General features: G+C 56.4%; 23 protein-coding genes. 16 read left to right on the forward strand and 7 right to left on the reverse strand.

The window, feature by feature from the left end:
- Window positions 1–107: 107 nt before the first annotated feature.
- Complete coding sequence (locus B7L15_RS07550; protein WP_085918381.1) at window positions 108–1643, reverse strand: leucyl aminopeptidase; 1536 nt, start codon at window positions 1641–1643, stop codon at window positions 108–110.
- 105 nt (window positions 1644–1748) lie between these two features.
- On the opposite strand from B7L15_RS07550, the gene lptF reads away from it, so the two are divergent.
- From lptF to bfr, 5 genes are all read left to right on the forward strand, one after another.
- Window positions 1749–2828 carry an LPS export ABC transporter permease LptF gene (gene lptF, locus B7L15_RS07555; RefSeq protein WP_085918382.1) on the forward strand — a complete coding sequence of 360 codons (1080 nt, stop codon included), beginning with the start codon at window positions 1749–1751 and terminating at the stop codon, window positions 2826–2828.
- Window positions 2828–3892 (forward strand): LPS export ABC transporter permease LptG, encoded by a 1065-nt coding sequence (gene lptG, locus B7L15_RS07560; RefSeq protein WP_085918383.1) that lies wholly within the window; start codon window positions 2828–2830, stop codon window positions 3890–3892. The genes lptF and lptG overlap by 1 nt, the downstream gene beginning before the upstream one ends.
- A gap of 20 nt (window positions 3893–3912) precedes the next feature.
- Window positions 3913–4386 carry an RDD family protein gene (locus tag B7L15_RS07565; protein WP_085918384.1) on the forward strand — a complete coding sequence of 158 codons (474 nt, stop codon included), beginning with the start codon at window positions 3913–3915 and terminating at the stop codon, window positions 4384–4386.
- 158 nt (window positions 4387–4544) lie between these two features.
- Complete coding sequence (locus B7L15_RS07570; protein WP_085918385.1) at window positions 4545–4751, forward strand: (2Fe-2S)-binding protein; 207 nt, start codon at window positions 4545–4547, stop codon at window positions 4749–4751.
- A 181-nt stretch (window positions 4752–4932) separates the two neighbouring features.
- Window positions 4933–5415, forward strand: coding sequence for a bacterioferritin (bfr, locus tag B7L15_RS07575; RefSeq protein ID WP_085918386.1), 483 nt, complete (start codon window positions 4933–4935; stop codon window positions 5413–5415).
- A gap of 99 nt (window positions 5416–5514) precedes the next feature.
- Here bfr and sodC read toward each other — a convergent pair whose 3' ends face one another.
- A complete protein-coding gene (gene sodC, locus B7L15_RS07580) occupies window positions 5515–6066 on the reverse strand; it encodes a superoxide dismutase family protein (protein WP_085918387.1) in 552 nt (183 codons plus the stop codon).
- A 185-nt stretch (window positions 6067–6251) separates the two neighbouring features.
- Between sodC and B7L15_RS07585 the strand changes: the two genes are divergently transcribed.
- From B7L15_RS07585 to B7L15_RS07605, 5 genes are all read left to right on the forward strand, one after another.
- Window positions 6252–7022, forward strand: a complete 771-nt coding sequence (locus B7L15_RS07585; protein WP_085918388.1) for a pseudouridine synthase — start codon at window positions 6252–6254, stop codon at window positions 7020–7022.
- 14 nt (window positions 7023–7036) lie between these two features.
- Complete coding sequence (gene tcdA, locus B7L15_RS07590; protein WP_233337338.1) at window positions 7037–7852, forward strand: tRNA cyclic N6-threonylcarbamoyladenosine(37) synthase TcdA; 816 nt, start codon at window positions 7037–7039, stop codon at window positions 7850–7852.
- Window positions 7849–8070 (forward strand): DUF1653 domain-containing protein, encoded by a 222-nt coding sequence (locus B7L15_RS07595; protein WP_085918390.1) that lies wholly within the window; start codon window positions 7849–7851, stop codon window positions 8068–8070. The genes tcdA and B7L15_RS07595 overlap by 4 nt, the downstream gene beginning before the upstream one ends.
- A gap of 75 nt (window positions 8071–8145) precedes the next feature.
- Complete coding sequence (locus tag B7L15_RS07600; protein ID WP_085918391.1) at window positions 8146–9054, forward strand: MBL fold metallo-hydrolase; 909 nt, start codon at window positions 8146–8148, stop codon at window positions 9052–9054.
- A gap of 78 nt (window positions 9055–9132) precedes the next feature.
- Complete coding sequence (locus B7L15_RS07605; protein ID WP_085918392.1) at window positions 9133–11142, forward strand: RecQ family ATP-dependent DNA helicase; 2010 nt, start codon at window positions 9133–9135, stop codon at window positions 11140–11142.
- A 7-nt stretch (window positions 11143–11149) separates the two neighbouring features.
- On the opposite strand, the gene zigA is transcribed toward B7L15_RS07605, so the two are convergent.
- The 4 genes from zigA to B7L15_RS07625 form a co-directional block, all read right to left on the reverse strand.
- Window positions 11150–12376 (reverse strand): zinc metallochaperone GTPase ZigA, encoded by a 1227-nt coding sequence (zigA, locus tag B7L15_RS07610; protein ID WP_085918393.1) that lies wholly within the window; start codon window positions 12374–12376, stop codon window positions 11150–11152.
- A gap of 112 nt (window positions 12377–12488) precedes the next feature.
- Window positions 12489–12764: a TIGR03643 family protein gene (locus B7L15_RS07615; protein WP_085918394.1), complete on the reverse strand. Its 276-nt coding sequence runs from the start codon at window positions 12762–12764 to the stop codon at window positions 12489–12491.
- 170 nt (window positions 12765–12934) lie between these two features.
- Window positions 12935–13555: a class I SAM-dependent methyltransferase gene (locus B7L15_RS07620; RefSeq protein WP_085918395.1), complete on the reverse strand. Its 621-nt coding sequence runs from the start codon at window positions 13553–13555 to the stop codon at window positions 12935–12937.
- Between the two features lie 193 nt (window positions 13556–13748).
- Entirely contained in the window at window positions 13749–14099 is a 351-nt protein-coding gene (locus B7L15_RS07625; RefSeq protein ID WP_085918396.1) for a helix-turn-helix domain-containing protein, read from the reverse strand.
- 470 nt (window positions 14100–14569) lie between these two features.
- Between B7L15_RS07625 and B7L15_RS07630 the strand changes: the two genes are divergently transcribed.
- Entirely contained in the window at window positions 14570–17392 is a 2823-nt protein-coding gene (locus tag B7L15_RS07630; RefSeq protein ID WP_254902881.1) for a bifunctional diguanylate cyclase/phosphodiesterase, read from the forward strand.
- Here B7L15_RS07630 and B7L15_RS07635 read toward each other — a convergent pair.
- On the reverse strand, window positions 17339–18310 hold the full coding sequence (locus B7L15_RS07635) for a helix-turn-helix domain-containing protein (RefSeq protein ID WP_085918397.1): 972 nt from the start codon (window positions 18308–18310) through the stop codon (window positions 17339–17341). The genes B7L15_RS07630 and B7L15_RS07635 overlap by 54 nt on opposite strands.
- A 203-nt stretch (window positions 18311–18513) precedes the next feature.
- On the opposite strand from B7L15_RS07635, the gene B7L15_RS07640 reads away from it, so the two are divergent.
- The 5 genes from B7L15_RS07640 to aceK all read left to right on the forward strand — a co-directional run bounded on the left by B7L15_RS07640 (window position 18514) and on the right by aceK (window position 24765).
- A complete protein-coding gene (locus B7L15_RS07640; RefSeq protein ID WP_085918398.1) occupies window positions 18514–19926 on the forward strand; it encodes an ethanolamine ammonia-lyase subunit EutB in 1413 nt (470 codons plus the stop codon).
- Window positions 19919–20755, forward strand: coding sequence for an ethanolamine ammonia-lyase subunit EutC (eutC, locus tag B7L15_RS07645; RefSeq protein WP_085918399.1), 837 nt, complete (start codon window positions 19919–19921; stop codon window positions 20753–20755). Before B7L15_RS07640 ends, eutC begins: the two co-directional genes overlap by 8 nt.
- Window positions 20756–20906: 151 nt before the next feature.
- Window positions 20907–22343 carry an ethanolamine permease gene (gene eat / locus B7L15_RS07650; protein ID WP_085918400.1) on the forward strand — a complete coding sequence of 479 codons (1437 nt, stop codon included), beginning with the start codon at window positions 20907–20909 and terminating at the stop codon, window positions 22341–22343.
- A gap of 92 nt (window positions 22344–22435) precedes the next feature.
- Complete coding sequence (locus tag B7L15_RS07655; protein ID WP_085918401.1) at window positions 22436–22927, forward strand: CIA30 family protein; 492 nt, start codon at window positions 22436–22438, stop codon at window positions 22925–22927.
- A gap of 86 nt (window positions 22928–23013) precedes the next feature.
- Entirely contained in the window at window positions 23014–24765 is a 1752-nt protein-coding gene (aceK, locus tag B7L15_RS07660) for a bifunctional isocitrate dehydrogenase kinase/phosphatase (RefSeq protein WP_085918402.1), read from the forward strand.
- The last annotated feature ends 5 nt before the right edge of the window (window positions 24766–24770 follow it).

A 24770-nucleotide genomic window follows, 5' to 3' on the forward strand; every position in this document is an offset into this window, starting at 1 on the left:
TACTGTATCAGTAAGAGGTATTAAAACAGGCGCACCGAGTCAGGCCCAGTACGCCTTGATGTGTTCAGGTTTAACGGTTGTGGCGCTTAAAGGCAACCGCTGGTTGTCTAGTCGTCGCCATTTTCAACCTGGACGTCGTTTTCCCGGTCCAGAAGGTACTGGGTGAGCAGGCCGACGGGGCGGCCGGTGGCACCTTTCTGCTTGCCGGAGTGCCAGGCGGTGCCGGCAATGTCCAGGTGTGCCCAGGGGAAACGGTCGGCAAAACGCGACAGGAAACACGCCGCGGTAATCGTGCCCGCAGGGCGGCCACCGATATTGGCCAGGTCGGCGAAGTTGGAGTCGAGCTGTTCCTGATATTCATCCCACAGCGGTAGGTGCCAGGCACGATCCCAGGCGCCTTCGCCTGCATCCAGCAGGTCAAGGGCGAGGTCATCATCATTGGAGAGCAGACCGGTGGCATGATGGCCCAGCGCGATGATGGCTGCACCTGTGAGCGTGGCAATATCGACCACGCTTGCCGGCTTGAAGCGCTCGGCATAGGTCAGCGCGTCGCACAGCACCAGACGGCCTTCGGCGTCGGTATTGAGCACCTCAACGGTCAGCCCCTTGAGCGTGGTAATGATGTCGCCGGGTTTGGTGGCGGCGCCGTCCGGCATGTTTTCCGCTGCGGCGACGATAAACACCAGGTTCAGCTTGGGCTTGATCGTGAGGAGCGCTTTGACCGTGCCAAAGACGCTGGCCGCCCCGCCCATGTCGAACTTCATCTCGTCCATGCCTTCGCCAGCCTTGAGCGAAATGCCGCCTGTGTCGAAGGTGATACCCTTGCCGATCAAGACATGGGGGGCTTCTTCCGCATTGTCGGCCCCTTTATAGTGCATGACGATCAGGCGACTTGGCTCTCGACTGCCACGCCCGACCGATAGCAGGGCGCCCGCGCCCAATTCGGCAAGCGCCTCTTCGTCCAGAATATCGACGGCCAAAGCGCCTTGGGATTCGCGTCCAAGCTGTTCCGCCTGGTCGGCCAAGTAGCTCGGCGTGCAGACATTTCCCGGCAGATTGCCTAGCGTACGCGTATAGTTGATGCCCTGACCGATGGCGCTACCCTGGTGGGCGCCCTGTCGAGCCCCTTCGGCATCGGCGGCATTGCTGATCATCAGGTTCAATTGCGTCAGGCTTGCCGCTGGCGCCGGGTTGCGCTTGAACTGATCAAACCGGTAGTTCGCGCGTTCGATACTTTCGAGCACTTTGCGCGCTTTCCAGCCCGTATCGCGATCGGCAAGCGGCACTTCGGTCAGCATGACGCTGGCATTATCGATGGGAAGTTTGATCAGCGCCGCCATGGCAGCATCCAGCGCCTTCAGATACGCCGTTTCATGACATTTTTCGCGTTCGCCAAGGCCAACAATCAGCAGGCGCTCGGCACCCAGACCTGGGGCATACGGCAATAGCTGAACGTTTGCGAGGCTGGCATCAATGTCGCCACTGGCGACAAGCTGGCCGATCAACTGTTCGCTGGCATCGTCGAGTTTGGCAACGGCGGGTAATAAGTCGCTACTTTTGTGGTCAGGTACCTTGTAAACAGGAACGACCAGGCAGGCCGTTTCTATTTTGGCAGGGTTAGCCGTTTGAACGGAAAATTCCATGACGTCTCCAACAAGACAAGCATCGAGGTATTCAGGATAATGTCCCAGTGTACCCAAGCACTGCAGGTGTTGCATAACATCCTGCACGACTAGCCGGAGAGCGCGTTGATCTTATTTCGCTATTTAACACGAGAAGTTCTGGTCACCATGTCCGCTGTAGCGGGCATTTTGTTGTTGGTGATCATGGGCAGCCGCTTTATCCGCTATTTTTCCGACGCCGCGGAGGGAGACTTTCCGGTCAATATCCTGGGTAGCTTGATGGTCTATCACCTGCCGGGGTTCATGGAGCTTATCCTGCCGCTTTCGTTTTTTCTGGGCATATTGCTGGCTTATGGCCAGTTGTACATGAACAGCGAAATTACCGTTATGGTGGCCTGTGGCATGAGCCCCAAGCGGCTTCTCAAGGTGACGTTATTGCCCGCTTCGGCGGTGGCGATAGTGGTAGGCGTTTGCAGCCTGTGGCTGACACCGGCGGGGGCTCTCCAGACCGCTGCCATCATAGAAGAACAGGAAAGCCGCTTGGACGTTTCAGTCCTGGCCCCCGGCCGCTTTCAGGAGTTTGGCGGTGGGCGTACCGCCTATATCAGCGGTTTCAATGATGATGGAAGCGAAATGCAGGATGTGTTGGTTCATGAACAGCGTCAGCCTGGTGATGATGCAGAACACAACTATGTCACGCGTGCAGTGTCGGGTTATCAGGAAACGCGGATGGATACCGGTAGCCGCTTTCTGGTGCTTAATGACGGTGAGCGTTACGGCGTGACCCCGGGGCAGCGAAACGCCGAACGCTTGACGTTTGAGCGCTACACGTTGCGGCTTGGCCTGAGCCGCGACCGCCAGGAACTGGATTCGCTGGAGTACGCCACGACGTTGGCACTTTGGCAGGATGACAATGATCGTGCCCAGGCCCAATGGCAGTGGCGGGCGGGGTTGCCGCTGATGGTCTTTATTCTGGCGATCATGGCGCAGCCGCTCTCGCGGGTTAACCCCCGACAGGGGCGGTTTGCCAAGTTGCTTCCCGCGGTCTTTTTATACGTTGCGTACCTGAGCTTATTGCTGGCGGCTGTCGATGCGGTGGGTAGCGGGGCGTGGTCCACTAGCGTGGGCATATGGCCCGTCCATGGGCTGTTTCTAGCCTTGGGGCTCTTGCTGATCTGGCACTCGCAACGCAAGGGGATGCGCTGATGATCGTTGATCGACTCGACCGCTATATTGCTCGCAATGTGCTGGCGGCCATTGTGGTGGTGCAGTTTGTTCTGCTCGGATTGGATATCACCATCGCCTACATCGACGATCTGGGTGATGTGCAGGAAGGCTATTCGGCACTGGATGCACTGTTCTATCTACTGATGCGGACTCCCTGGCGGTTTTACCAATATGCGCCGGTCGCGGTGCTGATAGGTGCGCTGATCGGCCTGGGCAGCATGGCGTCAAGTAATGAACTGACCGTGATGCGAGCGGCGGGCCGTTCACTGGGACGTATTGTCTGGAGCGTGATGAAGCCTGTGCTGGTCGTCGTCGTGGTCGTACTGATGGTGGCCGAGTATGTCAGCCCGCGCACCGAACAATATGCCGAAGCGTGGCGGCTTGAACAGCTTCAGGGTGAGGGGGCCATGTTAACCAGCCGCAGCGGCTGGCAGGTCGAAGGAGACAGTGTTTACCGCTTCGGGGCTATCCGGGCGGACAATGTGGTGCTCGACCTGACGCGTTACCGGTTTGACGAGGAACGTCTCGTCGAAGCGACCCATGCGCAACGCGCTATCTGGGACGATGGCGGGTGGCAACTGGAAGGTGTCGCCACCACGCAGATTTTTGATGACCACACCGAGTCTGAGCAAGCTCAAACCTTGCGCTGGGAAACCGACTTCACCCCGCTTCAGTTGGAGCGCCTGTTGCGTTCGGTAGAAAGCCAGGCACCCAGCGAACTTTGGGCTTACGCGCGCTTCCTTGAAGAGCAAGGTATGCAGGCGGACCAGCCGTTGCTGTATTTCTGGCAAAAAATGTTAATGCCGCTGACCATGGGGTCGCTGGTCTTGATTGCCGCTTCGTTCGTGTTTGGTCCGCTGCGCACCGTGGCGGCGGGCACGCGGGTGTTTTACGGCGTGGTGACCGGGCTGGTCTTTAAATACGTTCAGGACTTGCTGGCACCGGCCTCGACACTCTTTGGTTTCTCCCCTGTCTGGGCAGTACTGGTCCCGACGCTGGCGTGCGCCGTGGTGGGAGTGTATTTCCTGCGGCGCAACGGTTAATCCAGATGCCGAGGAGTCCCATGACCAAGCGACGTTTTCCGCAACCGGCCAATACCCGGCCCGCGGGATTGCCATCGCGCCTGGGCGCGATGCTCTACGATGGCTTGTTGGTGACAGCCATCTGGATCGCCGTGACTGTCGCTCACTTGGTGTTTTTCAGGTTCGTGCTAGGTCAGAAGGCAGAAGAGATTGGCATCCAGGGCGTCGATATTTGGAGTTTGCGGCTTTTGCTGGTGCTGATCACGACGCTGTTTTTTGTTTTCTTCTGGCAGCGCGGAGGCATGACGCTGGGCATGCAGGCGTGGCGGCTGCGTGTGCAAACCCTCGATGGAGAGAGCATTTCACTCAAGCAAAGTCTGGTGCGCTGCCTCATGGCCTGGCTTTCCCTGGCAGCGCTGGGAATAGGTTACTGGTGGGTGTTGTTTGATAGCCAGTGCCGCAGCTGGCCAGACATCGCTTCTGGCACCCAGATCGTGAAATTGCCCAAGCATTAATTTTTCTTTGCAAGTGGATGAAATGTCGTTCCCGACAATCAGTTACATGCACCCTCACGTTACTTAAGACGAATCGATACTAAAGGTCATGCATTTTTACTTGCAAAGATGTATGCGACTCATTTACATTCACCTCATGAACTTTATGAGGTGCAGCCATGTACGTGTGTGTGTGCAAGGGAGTAACTGACCATCAGATCCGCCAGCAGGTGAGCGACGGCGCGCGTAGCTGGCAGGAAGTCCGTGAAGCAACCGGCTGTGCCACCCAATGCGGCAAGTGCGCATGCTTCGCCAAGTCGGTGACCCGCGAAGCGGTTCATGAGGCGCGCCTGGAAGCCAATGCTGGCTTGGCATATGCCGTTTGACGCGAATCACTATTGTTAGGGTTATCTTTAGCAAATATATGATTTGCTTGAATTTTTAGTCCTCATCTCTATACTCCCAGTAAGGCTGGGAGTACGCCTTTTATGGCCAATACTCCTCCATTAACGTAACTGCTTGATAGAGCCTGCTAAACTATCAGCATTACAGCAAAAAGGTGACGTCATGAAAGGTGATCCGAAAGTAATTGAGCATCTCAATATTGCACTTGGCAACGAGCTGGTGGCCATCAATCAGTACTTTTTGCATGCCAAGATGTACAAGGACTGGGGCCTGCAAGCGCTGGCCAAGTGGGAATACGACGAATCCATCGAAGAGATGCAGCACGCCGATAAACTTATCGAGCGTATCCTGTTCCTTGAAGGCATTCCCAACCTGCAGGATCTCGGCAAGCTGTATATCGGCGAAAATGTCAAAGAGATGCTCGAAAGCGATCTGAAGATCGAGCACGATGGCCGCAACGATTACATCGAAGCCATTACCTATTGCGAGAGCGTTAAAGATTACGTTACCCGCGATTTGCTGCGCGACCTGCTCGCCGACGAAGAAGATCATATCGACCACATCGAAACCGAGCTTGGCTTGATCGACAAGGTGGGTATTCAGAATTATATGCAGCGCCAGATGCAGATGGCAGGCGACGAGTAATCGCTTGAGTTGAGCCAGCTTAACAGCTGAGCCAATCGCACAACGCAAAACGGGCAGCCATCATTGGCTGCCCGTTTTGTTTTTGGCTGTCTCTAAGCGTTATTCACTGTCGTCAGAGGCTTCTACGATGCCACAGCCCACGCGGCTTCCGCCGCCACCCAGTGCTTCAGGGTCATCCGAATAGTTATCGCCGCCTTCGTGAATCATGATGCTGCGGCCTTTTACATCCTCGACACTCAAGCGCGGCGCGAGGACAGGTAGAGTGGCGTTGCCGTCTTCATCGACGATAAGCACGGGTAAATCGCCCAGGTGGCCGTCGTCGTAGGGCCCTTTGTGGCTGCCTGTTTCTTCCGGGTCATAATGGCCCCCGGCATAAAGCCCCGCGGTCATGTGCCCGCTGTCGTTTTCCTGAGCCTCGCAGCTTGGGTTCTGGTGTACATGAAAGCCATGGGGGCCAGTTTCCAGATCGCTGAGGTCAGGCGTCAACAGCAGGCCATGTTCAGTGTCTTCCAGCGTGATGCTGCCGATGGACTCGCCGACGCCTTCGGCGCTGATTTTATGCATTCCTACATCCATGCTGTTGTTAGCCTGAGCAGCAGAGACGAGCAGTAGAGAGGCGGAAAGACCGCCGATTATTGCTGCATGACGCATGATGATGTCTCCTTTCCTTGTCCATGGAAATTTCGCGATAAGGTACTTCCTTAAAGTAGCTGCATGAGGGCTAAACTGCCAATCGTTCGTCCCGCGCTTTTCCCATCGCGTGGGTGACAACGCCGCGCCAAGCCGCGACAATGGCACTCTGCCATAGTGACTCGTTATGATTACCCAGGAGCGTTATGACGCCACTCAACATCCTCTATCAGGATGAGCATCTGGTTGCGGTACATAAGCCGTCAGGGCTTTTAGTCCATCGTTCGGCGCTGGCGCGTGGAGAAACTGAATTTCTCCTTCAACGGCTGCGTAATCAGCTTGGCAAACGCGTCTACCCGGTGCATCGGTTAGACCGGCCCACCTCAGGCGTGATGGTGTTTGGTTTATCCTCAGAGGTCGCTGCTCTGCTCAGCGACGCCTTTAGCGAACGTCAAGTCGAAAAGCGCTACCTGGCCGTGGTGCGCGGTAAAGCCCCGGAAAGTGAGCGCTTGGATTACCCGCTCCGGGAAGAGGATGGCACGCGCCCCAAGGCGGAAATGCCCGCGATGCCAGCGATGACGGATATTCGCCGCCTGGACAGTGCTGAGCTACCTGTCCAGGTCGACCGCTACCCCGTGGCGCGCTACTCGCTGGTCGAGGCGCGGCCACTGACCGGGCGGCGCCATCAGATTCGCCGCCATCTTTCGCGGCGTGGCTACCCCATCATTGGTGATGCCAAACATGGCAAAAGTGTCCACAATCGCTTTTTTGCCGAACAGCTAAGTGCTCCCCGGTTACTGCTGGCCGCGACCTATCTGGCGTTTGACCATCCGCTGTTCGACAAGCGCATTCAGCTTAGCTGTGCCCTGGATGACACCATGAGCACGCTGCTTGATTACCTGGGCTGGTCTGGCCACTTGCCCCTGGACAGCGTGCGGACGCCGCCTGTCGGCACGCCATCCGCCCTTTTAACATGAGCCTGGGAGATATTATGTCGTCTGCGGACTACGATTTTCGCTTCGGCGGGATTCGCCGCCTCTATGGTCAGCGTGCCGCGGATGTATTTCGCCATGCCCACGTGGTGGTCGTCGGCGTCGGTGGGGTAGGTAGCTGGACAGTCGAGGCGCTGGCGCGCTCGGGCATTGGCAAGCTGACGCTGATCGACCTGGATGATGTCTGTGTCTCCAACGTCAACCGGCAGCTTCACGCGCTGGATGGCACCATCGGCAAGCCCAAGGTCGACGTACTGGCTGAGCGCTGCCGCCTGATTGCCCCCGAGATTGAGATTGTCGCTGATACCGCCTTCGTCACGCCCGCCAATCTTGCCGAGCGCGTCCCCGATGACGCTGATCATGTGGTGGATGCCATCGACAGCGTGATCGCCAAGGCCGCGCTCATCGCCTGGTGCAAACGGCGCAAAATTCCGATTACCGTGACGGGGGCGGCGGGTGGGCAAACCGACCCGACACGCATTCAAGTGTCGGATTTAACCCGCACCGAGCACGATCCGCTTCTATCAAAGGTCCGCTCGCGGCTGCGCCGGGACTACGGCTTCTCCCGCAACCCCAAACGGCGTTTCTCGGTGGAATGCGTCTACTCCGATGAACAGCTCATCTACCCCAGCGGCGACGGCGAAGTCTGCCTGCAAAAGCCCGGTAGCGGTGACGCCACGCGGTTGGACTGCGCTTCAGGCTTTGGCGCCGCCACTTTTTTAACCGGCACTTTTGGTTTTGTTGCTGCCTCAAAAGTGCTTGAGCGACTTGCCAAAAAAGCCAACCAGCCAGCGACTCAAAAGGAAGCTTTATGACCGCTCCCGTCCCCGGTATTTACCGCCATTACAAAGGCAGCCTTTACGAAGTGCTCGGGACTGCCCAGCACAGCGAAAGTGAAGAGCCGCTGGTTGTGTATCGTGCCCTGTATGGCGACTACGGTCTCTGGGTGCGCCCGCTTGAGATGTTTATGGAGACAGTCAGCAAAGAGGGCCAGACCCAGCCCCGTTTTGCGCTGGAAAAAGCGTTTTCGTGAGTGCTATTGCTTATATTCTTTAATCAGCTATCTTTATAACCTTTATTGAATGGCGTCAACATTGAGGATATAAGCATGAAGACCTTCGCGCTTTCCCAGCACAAGGGAGAAGGCACGCCGGATGTCGCCGGTTTTTTTGATCCACGCACCTTCAGCGTTCAGTACGTAGTGAGCGACCCTGCTACCCAGCAGTGCGCGATTATTGACCCGGTGCTGGATTACGATGAGAAGTCTGGCGCGACGGCGACCTTTAATGCGGACGAGTTACTGGCTTATATAGAGCAAGCAGGGCTTTCGGTCGCCTGGATTCTGGATACCCATCCCCACGCTGACCACTTCTCGGCGGCCCACTATTTACAAGAAAAAACCGGCGCGCCCACCGCCATTGGCCAGCACGTCACTCAAGTGCAGGCGCTGTGGAAGGATATCTATCACTGGCCGGAAATGCCCACCGACGGCCGTCAGTGGGACACGCTGTTTGCGGAAGGCGACACGTTTAAAATCGGTAAGCTGGACGCCCGCGTGCTGTATTCGCCAGGCCACACACTGGCCTCGATTACTTATGTGGTCGGCGATACGGCTTTCGTTCATGACACCCTTTTTCAGCCTGATTTTGGTACCGCCAGGGCGGACTTTCCCGGTGGAAGTGCCAAAGCGCTATGGGATTCCATCCAGCAGATTCTCTCCCTGCCCGACCATACTCGCTTGTTCACCGGCCACGATTATATGCCTGATGATCGAGAGCCCCAGTGGCAAAGCAGCGTCGCCGAACAGCGGGCGCACAACCCGCACTTGGTGGGCAAAAGCCAGGATGACTACATTGCGCTGCGCCAAAAGCGTGACAGCGAGCTCCCCATGCCCAAGCTGATTCTCCACGCGCTACAGGTCAATACCCAAGGCGGTCGCCTCCCGGAACCAGAGGCCAACGGCAAGCGCTACCTGAAAATTCCGCTGGATGCACTGGAAGGTGCGGCCTGGGAGTAACGCCCACGGATAGTCTGATGGGTACGTTTTACGGTAGGCTGTTGGCCAACTGTTTTACTTTTCCGCCAAGGAACGGTCATGCCCCCGATATCGCCGCAACAAACGCTCAAGGACGTCTTCGGCTTTGACGACTTTCGCGGTGGCCAGCAGGCGGTAGTGTCAAGGGTGCTGGATGGGTACTCCACGGCGGCGATTTTTGCCACCGGTGCAGGGAAGTCGCTCTGCTATCAGTTGCCAGCGATTCACCTTCCGCACTTGACCCTGGTGGTGTCGCCGCTGCTGGCGCTAATGCAGGATCAGCTTTCCTTTCTGGCCCGTCATGGTGTGGCCGCAGCGAGTATTGATTCCACCCAAGACCGTGACACCACCCGTGACGTCATGGAGCGAGCCAAAAGCGGCGAGCTGAAAATCCTCATGGTCTCGGTGGAGCGGCTCAAGAACGAGCGTTTTCGGCACTTTCTACGCCAGGTGCGTATTTCGCTTATGGTGGTCGACGAAGCCCACTGCCTCTCTGAATGGGGGCATAACTTCCGCCCCGATTACCTCAAACTGCCGGACTACCAGCGTGAGTTTGCCATTCCCCAGGTGCTGTTGCTCACCGCCACGGCAACGCCCGCCGTTATCGCTGATATGCGTGAGAAGTTTGCCATCGCGCCGGATAACGTCATCACCACCGGCTTCTATCGTCCCAATCTTGAGTTGCTGGTGGCACCTGCCCTGGAGGATCGCCAGCAGCAGTTGATTGAGTGGCTGACACCGCAGATGCAGCCGGGCTTTGAGGCGCCGACGATTATCTATGTCACCCTGCAGCAAACTGCAGAGCAGGTGGCGAAAGCGCTGACGGCTCAAGGCATTGCCGCCCAGGCATATCATGCCGGGCTCGATTCGCAGCGGCGGGATGAGATTCAGGGGCAGTTCATGCGCGGGGAATCGCCCTGCATCGTGGCCACCATTGCCTTTGGCATGGGCATCGACAAGGGCAATATCCGCAACGTCGTTCACTATGACCTGCCCAAATCCATCGAAAACTACAGCCAGGAGATCGGCCGGGCGGGGCGCGACGGCCGGCCTTCCACCTGCCTGACCATGGCGGGACGCGATGGCTTGCGGGTGCTGGAAAATTTCGTTTACGGCGATACCCCCGAATACGCCGGCATTGTCCGCTTGCTGGAAGAGATCGCGGCAGCAGGTGGCCAGCCCGACCGCCAGTGGGAAGTGTTGCTTTTCACGCTTTCCCGCGACACCAATATCCGTTCGCTGCCATTGAAAACTCTATTAGTGCGGTTGGAAATGCACGGCATTATCGCCCCGCGCTTTGCGTTTCTCGCCGAGTATCGGCTGCGCTATCACATCGAACCCGCGGAACTGGTGAGCCGCTTTGAGGGCGAGCGCGCGGCCTTTGTGCGCCTTATTGTCGATAACATCCCCATCGCCCGGACCTGGGGAACGGTGGATTTTGAGCGCCTGCACAGTGCGGGGCAGGCCCAGCAGATTGACGCCTCCCGTGCCCGCGTGATTGCTGCGCTTGAGTACTTTCAGGATAAAGGCTGGCTGACCCTGGAAGGCAAGCGGATGACCGACGTGTACGAGGTGCTTCAGCTGAATTTTGCCATTGAAGCGCTGGCGAGTCAGTTAATTGACGAATGCCGACATCGGGAACGAATTGAGATTGAGCGGCTACAGGCCATGCTGGCGCTGTTTGAATCGGAAGGTTGCCTGACGCGGAGGCTGGCCGAACACTTTGGCGATAGCACTTTTGAAGCACCACCCGAGACCGAGCAGGGCCGCTGCAGGCACTGCTCGGTGTGTTACGGCCACCCCGTGCGACTGCCGGATGCGCCGCCGCTGCCCGCGCTAAGCGATGCTGATTTTGCGCGCTATGCCAGGCCGCTGATTGAGCGCCACACCGAACAGTTTGGTAAGCCGCCTAATGCGCAGCGGCTGGCGCACTTTCTGTGCGGCCTCACCATGCCGATATTCACACCGCTCAAAGCTCGTGGCCTTAACGGCTTCGCGGTTTTCGAACAGCGGCCCTACCCGGACGTGCGCCAGTGGGCTGAAAGGCATTTAGGCAATGCCGACCACTAACGACATGTCATTCCCAAGCAGGGAAGGGGTCGGGTAGCGTCTTCCACGCTTCCATGCCTTCGAGTAACTCTGCTTCACTCAGCAGGCAATCATCCAGCGCTGCGCGCATTTTGGCTTGATCCAGACTCTGGCCGATAAATACCAGTTCCTGGCGCATGTCGCCAAACGGTTCTTGCCACTTGTCCATAATAAACTGTCGTGTTTCTGGGTCGTCCGGCCATTGGTCTTCAAGAATGGCTTTCCAGAATACGCCGGCCATACCGTGGTGGGCGATACCGCCTGCCTGGCTCCACTGGCCCGCGTAGCGCGGGCGGGTCGCCAGCCAGAAGAAGCCTTTCGAGCGTAGCAGGCCGTTACCGAACCACTCCTGATTCAGCAGGTCGTGAAATTTTTGGGGATGGAAGGGGCGGCGGGCATGGTAGGCAAAGCTGCCGATGCCGTACTCTTCGGTTTCGGGCACGTGCTCACCGCGCATCTCTTTCAGCCAGCCGGGTGCCAGTTGTGCGCGCTCAAAGTTAAACTTGTCGGTGTCGAGCACCTTATCCAGCGGCACGTCGCCCTGGGTAATCGGCACCAGTTCAGCATCGGGGTTCAGCGAGCGCAGAATGGCTTTTAGAGCGTCCAGCTCTTTGTCGCTAATCAGATCGGTCTTGCTGATCAGCAAGACGTCGCAAAACTCAACTTGATCGACCAGCAGGTCGGCCACGTTGCGCTCATCCTCTTCACCCAAACTTTCGCCTGCTTCGGACAGGCTTTGCGCTTCGCGGTACTGCTCCAGAAAATTTGCCCCGTCGACCACAGTGACCAGCGTATCCAGCCGCGCTAGGTGGGAAAGGCTCTGGCCGCTTTCATCTTCGAACGTGAAGGTTTCCGCCACGGGCAACGGCTCGGAAATGCCGGTGGACTCAATCACTAGATAATCGAACTTGCCTTCCCGGGCCAGTTGGCTGACCTCTTCCAGCAAGTCTTCACGCAGGGTGCAGCAGATGCAGCCATTGCTCATCTCGACCAGCCGTTCCTCACTGCGATTAAGCGCCACCTCGCCATCCAGCGTCGACTGGCCAGGGCCGCCGCGCACCAGCGCGCCGTCGATATTGACCTCGCTCATATCGTTGACGATGACCGCCACACGGCGACCTTCACGGTTGGCAAGAATATGATTGAGCACGGTGGTTTTGCCAGCACCCAGAAAACCCGAGAGCACTGTCACGGGTAAAGGAGAAAGCGCAGTCATTACCAGGTCACCTCTAAATGATAGTATGTTATGTAATAATATAACAAAAAAGAGGTGGCAACAGAAAGATATGTTTCTCTGGCGTCTACATGAAGCTCTTCATGAGCAGCAATCAGCGCTTATATTGCGTTGGGCAGTAGCCGCGTAGGACATCCGGTGAGCGCAGAGCGGTATGTTTCGTCGCGCGGCCGGTGACCCGTTTGCGCCAGAGGCGAAATGAAGCCGGTTTCAGCTGGTGGCGCATTACCTCGATTACATCGGGTTCGGCAAGACCATAGAGCGTTGCAATGGCTTCAAATGGCGTGCGGTCTTCCCAGGCCATTTCGATGATGCGTGACTGTTCATCGTCAGGTAGGCGGCGAAACCGTTTGACGGCAGCTTTGGGCATGGCGATACCTTTTTGAGTTTAGGGAAAATGTAAGTGCGTACACGCGACGAGTGGCGGCGTTTTATGGCGATCCAGCGCAGAACCTGGAAAAGAGCGTCAGCCCGTATGGTAGGCGAGGGTGTTGGATGGCACCAGTCCAACCGGGCGACATAGCGTCGCAATATAAGGTGTCATTCGGGTTTGGCGGCCAACAGGGCACGAAACAAGCCGTTCATCAGGACCGGTTCGTCGTGGCGGATCTGGAATCCGGCCTGGGTAAGCAACGGCTCTGCTTGGCGGGTAATATCGGTTGCGAGTGCAGACGTCACTATATTGACAAGACGTCGACTAGCACCTGCTGGCTGGCCGTCAGGCTGGAACTTGTCCATCACGCATAACTGACCGCCAGGCCTGAGTACGCGGTAAGCTTCAGCCAGACCTTGCTGGGGGTTGGGCATGACAGCGAGCAGTAAATGCATGATCACAACGTCGAAATGCTCGTCCGGATAGGTTAGCGCTTCAGCATCCATTACGTGGCAAGTGACATCGCGCTGATAGCGATGAGCACGAGTCTTGGCGCGCGTGACCATGGCGGGTGTCAGGTCGGTTAAATGAATCTCCAGCTCACGAGGTATAAAAGGAAGGTCTAACCCAGTGCCAGCCCCCACCAGCAAGACGCGCATTCCAGGTTCCCAGTCCACCTGACCCAGCGCCACCCGCCGAGGCCTGCGAAAAGCACGACTCGCAATGGCATCGTATAGTGGCGCATAGGCGGTATAGCGTATACGGTTCCAAACGGTGGTGTTGAGCATCAATGCCCTCACTGGCATGCAGCGTTGATCAATCATCTATAGCACGAATGAGTAAAGGTCACCAACAAGGGTGGGGCTTCGGGAAGGCTCGATCTTGCTTTAATTTTATGAGGTCATTGTTTAAAGGCTGATGGTCAGTTTGTTTTTTTAATATAGTTTTATGAAGCTTTTCTTATTTTTAATCGGCTTTAATTTATTTTTTATGATTAAAACGGTTGGTTAGATTCTCGAGAATATCGAGTAACAGCTGGCGGTCACTTGTATCGAGTGGTGCCAGAAGTTGCTTTACCCGACTGGACTGGTCGTCCAGGTGAAAGCTGGCTTGCCCTAATAACAATGCGGCCTCGCAGTTGAAGATTTCTGCCAGTTCCAGCAGCCGAACGATGTTGGGGATCACCCTGCCACGCTCTATCCGCGACACGGCCTCATTGCCAATGCCCAAGCGTTCAGCCACTTCTTCCTGGGTAAGTTGACTGCGAATCCGCTGCTTGGCAATTGCTCTGCCAATGTTGCTAGCTAGCCGTTTCTGTTCAGTTTTGTTCACAGTGCCCTCCGTATAGACCTAAATGGTTGAGGATCAACCTATTGACATGAAGGACTGTTTGGGTTGAATATCAACTTTTTAGGTTGATGTACAGCAGGATAGAGAGTTTTTGATAGCAACGTCTGCAGGGGAAATAGGCAGATGAAAAATTTAATTTCTTTGATCATTTAATTAAAAGTAAGTTGGGTGTTTTTAGTTGGTTTTTTAGGGGTGAGTTGAAGCTATTTTCGCGTTTTCATAAATGGACGTAGTTGATTAGGTGGGCCTTAGCTGATGCCAAATTAAAGGCAGATTTAGACGCACAGCGGGTGTAGGCCCTGCCGTTGGAAGCGGCGGGTCGTGGTTTATAACGTAATACATGAAATTATTTACTCTACTAGCGAATGGTTCAGGGATGATCACACCGCAGCCTTATACAGCCTTTGGCGAGCAGACGTGGCGTACCTGTCGGATTTCAAGGCGTTAATATCATGTCTTCTACTAAGGCTCCAGTGGTTTTTGGGCAGTTGGCTGACAGCTTGACCTCTGTCAGTGAAAACGGTTTTTTTTATCACTTGGTAAAAGCGCTCTCGGACATCCTGTGCGTTGACCATGTGCTATTGGCACGCTTTGATTCTGAGCGTGGTATCGCAACCCCTTTGGCTTTCTGGACCCATGGGGCGCCCAGCGAGCTGGATACGTACGCTGTAAAGGACACACCCTGCGAACAGGTCGTTATGCTAACCCGCTGGCGCACCCTGTCGGGTGTAAGCGACCACTTCCCTAATGACGCACGGCTGGGTGAGCTATCGGCGGAAGGCTATTGGGGCATGGCGCTACAAGCACCCGACGGCACCTGCATGGGGGTGCTTGCCATCATGCACTCGTCACCTCTGGTGCTGCCTGCCTACGCTGAAGAGATCTTGCGAGTCATCGCGATACTGGGGGGAACCGAACTTGCCCGCCAACTCACCCAGGATAATGTTCAAGCACGGTTACGCAGAAAGAAAAGAGCACTGCAGCTAATGAATCGGCGTCACGATTTATTAATGCATACCGGTAGCGAACAACATTTGTTGCAGTCAGCGTGCAGCTTGGCGGTGGGCATCGGCGGGTACGCTGGCGCCTGGGTTACCGCGTTTACGCCTGATGCGGGATCAGAGGAGGTTTTATCCATAGAGGCGATGGCGGATGAAGACGGTGAGGCCGCTTCCTGGTTGAGCCCCGCTCAGCTCTTTATTTCACGTTACTGCAAAGGGCTGGCCGAGAGAGCGCTGCAGCTTAATCGTCCTGTCGTCATTGAGCGCCCCAATGATGAAACATTGCCTTTGGGGGTTAATCAGGCCCTCAGCGTGCTGGGAGCCGAACAGGTGGTTGCCTTGCCGCTTCAGTATGCCGATAAGCAGTACGGTGTAATGACGCTTTATCATCGACAGTCTGACAGGCTGAACGTCGAAGAAATGCAGTTGCTGGAAGAACTGGTCGATGAACTATCATTAGGGATCTATAGCCGTCGGCAAAAACAAGCGGAAGCACGTATCCAGCATGCGGTCACCAGAATTGCGACGGCCGTCTCCGCCAGTAGCGGCGAGGCGTTTCTTCATCAACTCACGGTACACATGGCCGAGGCCTTATCGGCAGAAGTCGGGTTTATTGCGCTGCTGGATGAGCAAGATACTGATTTCGCTTGTACATTAACGCTGTACGTAGAAGGCCAGCTTCAGGATAATTTTACCTACTACCTGCCTGGGGTGCCTTGCCACAAGGTGATGGTCGAACAGGAATGCATTGTTCATAAAGATGCTGCCTTCATGCTTCCCGGTGAAACGAAGGGGGCGCTGAGTTGGGTAAATGGGTATGTAGGGAGGCGCTTGGATAATAGCCATGGTCAACCCATGGGGCTTGTTGGCGTGATGTTCAAAGAGCCGCTGGCCGAGGTGGAGATTGTACGTAATGTGCTGCAGATATTTGCAGCCCGTGCTGCGTCAGAGCTGGAGCGCCAGGAAGATGAAAGCCGTATAAGGCAACTGGCCTTTAATGACACGGGTACCCAATTACCCAACCGAGCGGCTTTCATGCGCCACTTAAAGCATGTGCTCACCGATATACCGGCTCCGGGCCTGGCACTGTTAATTCTGGACCTTAATCATTTCAAAGAGATCAATGACACCGCCGGGCACGATTTGGGGGATCTAGTCCTTAAAGAAGTGGCCAGTCGCTTGGCGGCATCATTGACGCACAACGAGTATCTGGCACGGTTGGGCGGAGATGAGTTTGTTGTGGTCTGCCCTGCTCGCGATGAAGCCGAAGCCCTGGCAAATGCACGGCGATTGTGCAAGTGCATCGAGGATCCTTTCAGCATCTACCAGCAATCCTTCGAACTCACGGTCAGTGTCGGCATCTCGCTCTCCCCTCGGCATGCAACAACGCCTTTGGACCTTCTTAAGGATGCCGACATTGCCATCTACCAAGCCAAGCGCCAAAAGCTGCCTGTTTGTGTCTTTGAACCGTGGATGGAGTGCGAAGTCGCTGAGCAGTTGCAGATAGCCAAACGGCTGTCCAATGCCATTACAGAAAAACAACTGCGTCTGCATTTTCAGCCACAGGTCGACCTTCGGAATGGAAAGTTAATCGGCGCTGAGGCGTTATGCCGTTGGCACGATGAGGAACTTGGTGTCGTGTCACCTGGCAAGTTTATTCCCATTGCCGAAGACCGTGGCATGATGGTGGCGCTGGGCAACTGGGTTATAGAAGAAGCCTGTCGGCATCTGGCGCAATGGCACCAACAGGGCCTGTGGCTACCGGGGCAGTTGGCGATCAACATTGCGGCCGACCAGTTTGAAGACGGTGATCTGGTAAGGTCACTATTGGACTACTGCCAGCAGTTTCAGGTGGAAGCCTCAATGCTCAGCCTGGAAATCACCGAAAGCGGTATCATGGTGAATCCCGAAAAGGCCATTGCCATGACCAAAACCCTGAAAGGAAAAGGGTTGGGATTGGCGATTGATGACTTTGGTACAGGGTATTCGTCGTTGGCCTATTTAAAGCGTTTTGCCGCCGATAAAATCAAGATTGATATTTCATTCGTTCGCGACATGCTCACCAGCGACAATGACCGCGTTATAGTCGAGACAATTATTGCCATGGCCACCACCTTGGGGCTCGCAACGATCGCGGAAGGTATTGAACATGCCTCCCAGGCGGAAGCACTGCTGGCGATGGGGTGTACCCAGGCGCAAGGCTACTATTTTGATCGGCCGCTACCCGCCGACCAGTTTGCTGAACGCTGGCTTGTGGGCGCTCAGCGTTTGTGAGGGACATTCACCAAACTGTTGCTTGTAGTCATGGGCGAACTGACCCAGATGCCAGAACCCCCAATAAGTGGCAATCTCGGTCACCGACTGATCAGGGGCTGCGGCCCGCAATGCCCGTCGAACCCGGTTGAGCCGGGTAAGGCGCAAAAACTGCAGCGGGCTGATGCCAAGAATGGTGGTGAAGCTGTATTGCAGCGTGCGCCTGCTGACATGGGTCAGTTCGCACAGTGCCTCCATGGTGACCGGTCCTTCCAGATGTTCGTCGACGTAACGCTTAACGCGGTCGACGACTTCTTTTCGATGCGCATAGCTGGGTGGTGCTTCCTGGCAAGGCTTTTCCGCCTGCAGTAATTCAAGCAGAGCCATCAAAAAAATATCTCGATGCAGTCGTTCGGCAATGGTGCCTTTCGGGTTAACCACTAACTTTTCCAGCAAAAACGTAACGGCACTCAGCGTGTCATGCGCCACATGGCGGCGTGGTACTTGCTGCCATCGCTCATCCAGCTTAATACCCTGTTGCGCTGCGGCGGCGTTCAGCGTGGGCAAGTCAACCACCAAACCATAAATATCAAACGCATCTGGGGTGACGAGTTCAAAGTCGTGGCCGCCTGGTCGACACATGACCTCATCGACATTCAGCGCTTGTCCGTTAATGCGTGATCCTTGTGTTAATGGCGGTATGCCAATCCACAGCGAGTTGGGCCACACGCAGCAGTCTTGACGCAGCGCTTGGCCGGTGTGCTCTTTAAACACCTGCATACCGGTTAGCTCGATTTCATCCAGCCGACCGTAGAATCGGCCAGGGCTTAACTGGTCGTATTGCTGTTGCCAGCGCGTCAGGTTGTTGGCGTGCTCATCAGCATCAAACGCTTCCTGAATGCATCTTTTTGGTGCATTAGCGCTGCCAGACGCGTCCATGATCAACTCCTTTGTGGCTGCTTAAGGACGTTAATTGCCCTGTTTTTTACGTACCTGTTTGTTTTTGTTTGGATTATCGAGAGTGTGGTGAGTTTGCCAAAACTCGATACTTCCCATTAAGGGTTAGCGCTAAGGTAGAAACAAGCAAGTATTGTACCTTGGCGCTTTTTGATAGCGCCTCATTCCGCCAAAAGGAACGCTTTATGGCACAAGCCTATCACTCCACGGTGGGGAGCCGCAGCTACCGCTTTGCAAGCCTGGCCGAGTTGATGGCCAAAGCCACGCCGCCCCGTTCCGGTGATCGCTTGGCCGGGGTGATGGCGGAGAGTGCCGAAGAGCGCGTAGTTGCCCAAATGGTGTTGGCCGAGCTGCCACTCACCACCTTTTTGAACGAGGCGTTGGTCCCCTATGAAGAGGACGAAATCACCCGGCTGATTGTCGATGACCACAACGCCGACGCTTTCGCGCCTATCAGTCACCTGACCGTGGGCGACTTTCGCAACTGGCTGCTCTCCGACCACGCCACCAGTGAGGTGCTAACAGAAGTACGCGCAGGCATTACTCCTGAAATGGCCGCCGCTGTCAGCAAGCTGATGCGCAACCAGGATCTGATTCTGGTCGCCAAAAAGTGCCGGGTCACCACGGCTTTTCGTAACACCATCGGCCTGCCGGGTCGGCTCTCGACAAGGCTCCAGCCAAACCACCCCACCGACGATGTCACCGGCATTGCCGCCAGTATTCTCGACGGGCTGCTCTACGGCAGCGGCGACGCGGTGATCGGCATCAATCCGGCCACTGATAACGTCGCCCAGAGCGTCAAGCTGATGCGCCTGATGGACGAAGTCATTCAGAAATATCAGATCCCTACCCAGTCCTGCGTGCTTACCCACGTCACCAATACGCTGGAGGCGATTGAGCAGGGTGCCCCGGTTGATTTGGTGTTTCAGTCAATAGGCGGCACCGAGGCGACTAACCGCAGCTTTGGTTTTGACTTGAGCACCCTGGCGGAAGCGGAAGCGGCGGCGCAGTCGCTTAACCGCGGCACGGTGGGGCGCAACGTGATGTATTTTGAAACCGGCCAGGGCAGCTCGCTCTCCGCCGATGCCCATCACGGGCTTGACCAGCAAACCTGCGAGGCCCGCGCCTACGCGGTGGCCCGCAAGTTTAATCCGCTGTTGGTCAATACCGTGGTGGGCTTTATCGGCCCTGAATACCTGTTCGACGGCAAGGAGATCACCCGGGCGGGGTTGGAAGACCACTTCTGCGGCAAGTTGCTGGGCGTGCCCATGGGCTGCGACGTTTGCTATACCAACCATGCCGAGGCCGACCAGAACGATATGGATAACCTGCTCACGCTGCTCGGCGTGGCGGGCTGCAACTTCATCATGGGCATCCCCGGTTCTGACGACATTATGCTCAATTACCAGACCACCTCCTTTCACGACGCGCTCTACGCGCGGCGGGTGCTGGGGCTAAAAGCGGCGCCGGAGTTCGAGCGCTGGCTTGAAGACATGCAGATTTTCCAGGATGTCAGCACCCACCGGCTCAACGACCAGTTGCCTGCCGCCTTTGCCAATAGCCTGCGCCACCTGCCACAGGAGCCGCGACATGGTTGATAAGCCGACAGCGCCCATCGTCGTCGACAATCCCTGGGAGCGCCTGAATGCGTTTACCGACGCGCGAATTGGACTGGGGCGCGCGGGTGTCAGCCTGCCGACCAGCAAGCTGCTGGCCTTTCAGCTCGCCCACGCGCAGGCCCAGGACGCCGTTCATACCCCGCTGGATGTTGATGCGCTTGCCACTGAGTTAACAACCACACCTGAGGTGTCAGAGGCGCCCATACGCTTACATAGCCATGCCCAGGATCGCGCCATGTATCTGCAGCGGCCTGACTATGGCCGCCGTCTCAACGATGAGACCCGTGCGCAATTACAGCAGACCGCCGCCTCTCAGCAGCGCTATGACCTCGCGGTAGTGATTGTCGATGGACTCTCTGCGCTGGCCGTGCAGCAGAACAGCGTGCCGTTTCTCAGCACGCTGTATCAGATGTTCAACAGCGATGTTGCGGATTGGCAGCTAGCGCCGTTGACCATTGTCGAGCAGGGGCGGGTGGCGATTGGCGATGAGATTGGTGCGCTACTGAACGCTGACGCCGTTCTGGTGATGATCGGTGAACGGCCAGGGTTAAGCTCGCCGGATAGCCTGGGATTGTATATGACCTGGGCGCCGGAACCGGGACTAAAAGATGACCGGCGTAACTGTATTTCCAACGTGCGCCCGGCGGGTTTGCAGATCGAGGAGGCCGCCCGGCGCTTCTTTCTACTTTTTAAAGAGGCCCGTCAGCTCAAGGTGTCGGGGGTTAAGTTGAAAGATCGTAGTGAAGACGATGTGCTGGAAGGTGACGCCGCATCGGGTTCAATACGCAACTTTCTGGTCGCTGATTAACGACCTTGACGAACGGCAGCAGCCGTATAACAGCAGACGTATCACAACAACGACGTAATCATTCTCCAATAACAATATGGAACGCAGTAAGCAGCACATAGCAAAGCACGCCGCTGACGACACTTTCGTTCCACACCATGAGGGCAAAACGATGACACAACCATCAGTTGATCAGGCGTATTTGGCAAAACGTCAACTGCGTAAAGGCACCGCCGGCTGGATGCTGCTGGCGGGGTTAGGGGTTTCCTATGTTATTTCCGGTGACTTTGCAGGCTGGAACTTCGGTATCGGCGAAGCGGGCTGGGGTGGTTTTGCGATTGCCGCCTGCTTGATGGCGTTGATGTATCTTGCGCTGGTGTTATCGCTTGCGGAAATGTCCGCCGCGATACCCGCAGCGGGTGGCGGTTACAGCTTTGCCCGCCAGGCCATGGGGCCGGCCGGTGGTTATCTCACCGGGCTTGCGGTATTGATCGAATACGCTCTGGCCCCGGCGGCGATCGTGATTTTCATCGGTGCCGCGGTGGAGTCATTACTGGGCATTAACGGTCCGCTGGTGTATCTGCTGTTTTACGCCGTGTTTATCGGTATTCACCTGGCCGGGGTGGGTGAAGCGCTGAAGGTCATGATGGTGATCAGCGGCTTGGCGGTGTTCGCCATCATTGCCACCGCCGTGGCGCTGATCGGCAATTTTGACGCCGCCAACCTGTTTGATATCGCCCCCACCGATGCGGCGGGCGCGAGTACCTTTATGCCGTTTGGCTGGTACGGTATCTGGGCGGCGCTGCCCTTCGGCATGTGGCTGTTCCTGGCGGTGGAAGGTGTGCCGCTGGCAGCGGAGGAAGCCAAAGACCCCGCTCGGGATATGCCCAAGGGTATTATCGGCGCGATGCTGTTTCTGCTGTTCACCGCCTTGTTGGTCGTGGTGCTGCTCGCCGGTGCGGCGGGCGCCGAGATGATCGGCCAAAGCGGGGTGCCACTGGTCGATGCCCTGAATGCAGCGGGCAACCCAATGCTTGCCACCCTGGTTAACATATTGGGACTAGCCGGTCTGATCGCTTCCTTCTTCTCGATTATCTACGGCTATAGCCGTCTGGTATTCGCGCTTTCCCGTGCAGGCTATATTCCTAAACCGCTATCGCTTACCAGCGAACGCAAAGTGCCCTATCTGGCGCTGATTGTGCCCGGTGTGTTTGGCTTCTTGGTGTCACTCAGCGGCGAAGGCGATCTGATTCTTGGCATGGCAGTGGTGGGAGCGACAATCTCTTACGCGCTGATGGCGCTGAGCCATATCATGCTGCGAGTCAAACAACCGGATCTGCCGCGGCCTTATAAAACCCCTGGCGGCGTAGTGACCTCGGGCATTGCATTGGTGCTCTCGCTGGTGGCGCTCACTGGCGTATACGCCTTCGATCCCCGCGCGTTCAACTACACCATTGTGCTCTTCATTGCCGGGGCGGCCTACTATTTCCTGTACAGTAAAAATCATCTGGTCGCGAAAACCGCGGAGGAGGAATTTGCGCTGGTATCCGCATCACCTGAGGAACTGGACGCAGACGAACCCGCACCGGTGGCTGCTGCCAAGCTGTAAGCAAACCAGCGATTAAGCTACTGTAACCAAGGCCCCTGGCGGTATGACGCCAGGGGCTTTTTCTTACTCACGAGCCGTTGAGAGGTGATCGTATGACGCTGACCTTTAATGATCCCAGTGAACAGCAGCGCTGGTACGCCGTCGATGATGGCGTGATGGGCGGCAAATCCCGGAGTCAGTTCAGTGTTGTTGACGGTGAGGGGCGCTTTCATGGCGAGGTATCGCTGGAAAACGGCGGCGGTTTTGCCTCCGTTCGCCGCGAGCCCCACGATTTTGAATCAACGCTGGCGGATGCCCGTGGCATAACGCTAACCGTGCGCGGCGATGGACGCACCTATCAACTGCGCCTTAAAAGTAACTCCCTGGGCGATGCGTCCGCTTACCGGGTTAAATTTACCCCTGCCCAGGATAGTTGGGAAACCTTTTACTTTTCATGGGAGGCTTTCGAGGCCGTCCGCCGGGGCAAACGACTGACTGACGCACCACCTATCGCTCCCGCAGATATTACTCAGGTGGGGTTTTTAATTGCCGATCGCACCGCCGGATCCTTCTGTTTGCGGCTGCAATATATGCAATCGTTATGACCCAAGCGCTGGGGTTTCCACCAAGGTCGCCTCGTATGTAGTTTGCCGTTGGGTAACGCTAGCTAAAATCGACTGGAGGCCAGCCTGTGAAACTATCTCCCGCGTATCGCCTAGCGGCCACTATTCTGCACGGCTTTGACGAGTACCGTGCGCGCTTCAAACAGATTACCTTCGACGCCAGCCGCCGCTTTCGCGAGGCGGCATGGCGCGATGCCCAGCAGGCTTCGGCGTCGCGTATCAATCTCTACGGCGAAAAGGTGGAGGATACCCTCGGGCGTTTGCGGCGTACTTTCCCCCAAGATGTACTGGTTCACTGTGAAACCTGGGGCGAAGCGCGTCACCACTATGCGGAATTGATCAGTCAGCGGCTCGATTACGAATTGGCCGAAACCTTCTTCAACTCACTGTTCTGCTCGATTTTTCAGCATCGCCACATCCGCAATGAATGGATGTTTGTGTACAGCTCCCGCGACGATGCCGCGCATCGCTCAGGCATTGAGTTGTGCCGTCGCTGCCCGGTGAATGGTGACTGGCCAAGTGCCCTGAGGTGGGCGCTGGAAGAAGCTCCGTTCGATAACCCCTTTGCCGATCTGGAGCTGGATGTCGAGCTTGGGACAGCGTTACTGGAAGCCCAACTGCCCGCGGCGATATGGCAGGCCGACGATGCTCAGGTCGAGCTTTTGAAAAGTGTGTTCTATCGCAACAAAGGGGCTTATCTGGTCGGTCGTATCCTGGGCGGCGGCGAGCAGGTGCCGCTGGTGTTGCCGATCCTCCACGGCGAGGGCTTTGGCGAGCAGCAGGGCGGCGACCCTTGCCTTCATCTGGATACGGTGCTGACGGAAACCGATGAAGTCTCGATCATCTTCTCGTTTACCCGGGCCTATTTTCAGGTGGATGTGCCGGTACCAGGGGAGTTCGTCCAGTACCTGAAACAGCTGATGCCCCACAAGCCGGCGGGAGAACTCTACGCCGCCATCGGTTTCTTCAAGCACGGCAAGACCGAGTTTTTCCGGGCGCTCAATCAGCAGGTGGCCAAGCGCGAGGACCAGTTTATCATTGCCCCCGGGGTGCGCGGCATGGTGATGGCGGTGTTCGTGCTGCCTACCTTCCGTACGGTATTCAAGATCATAAAGGACAAGTTCGATCCGGCCAAAGACGTGACCCACGCCGTGGTGCGCGAGAAGTATCGGCTGGTCAAACGGCACGACCGGGTCGGCCGTATGGCGGATACCCAGGAGTTCTCCAATTTCATCGTGCGCAAGGATCATTTCGATCCGGCGTGCCTGGAACATCTGCTGGAAGTGGCGCCCTCGACGGTCTCGCTAAAGGACGACAAGGTCATCATCAAGCACTGCTATACCGAGCGCATGATGACGCCACTGAATATTTACCTGGAGGAGTGCAGCGAGGACGAGCGGGCCACGGTGCTCAAGGATTATGGCAATGCCATCAAGCAAATGGCAGCGGCGAATATTTTCCCCGGGGATATGCTGCTCAAGAATTTTGGGGTGACCCGTCACGGTCGGGTGATTTTTTACGATTACGATGAGGTGTGCTACATCACCGAGTGCCGGTTTCGGCACATGCCGAAAGGCCAGGGGGTTGATGCATCCAGCTTATCGATCGGCCCCAACGATATTTTTCCCGAGGAGTTTGGCCCCTTCATGTTTGCCAATAAAGTGCTGCGCGATATGTTCATGGACCAACACCTCGAGCTCTTCGACCCCGACTACTGGCTGGAAGTACAAAAAGCGATTCGCGATGGCCGGGTCATTGATGTCTATCCGTATCGCAACAAGCAGCGTTTCGCGGGTACCGTGGGCCAGCTGGTATATTAGAAAGA

It is taken from the genome of Halomonas sp. CSM-2 (genome assembly GCF_002119345.1).
Lineage (GTDB): Bacteria > Pseudomonadota > Gammaproteobacteria > Pseudomonadales > Halomonadaceae > Vreelandella > Vreelandella janggokensis.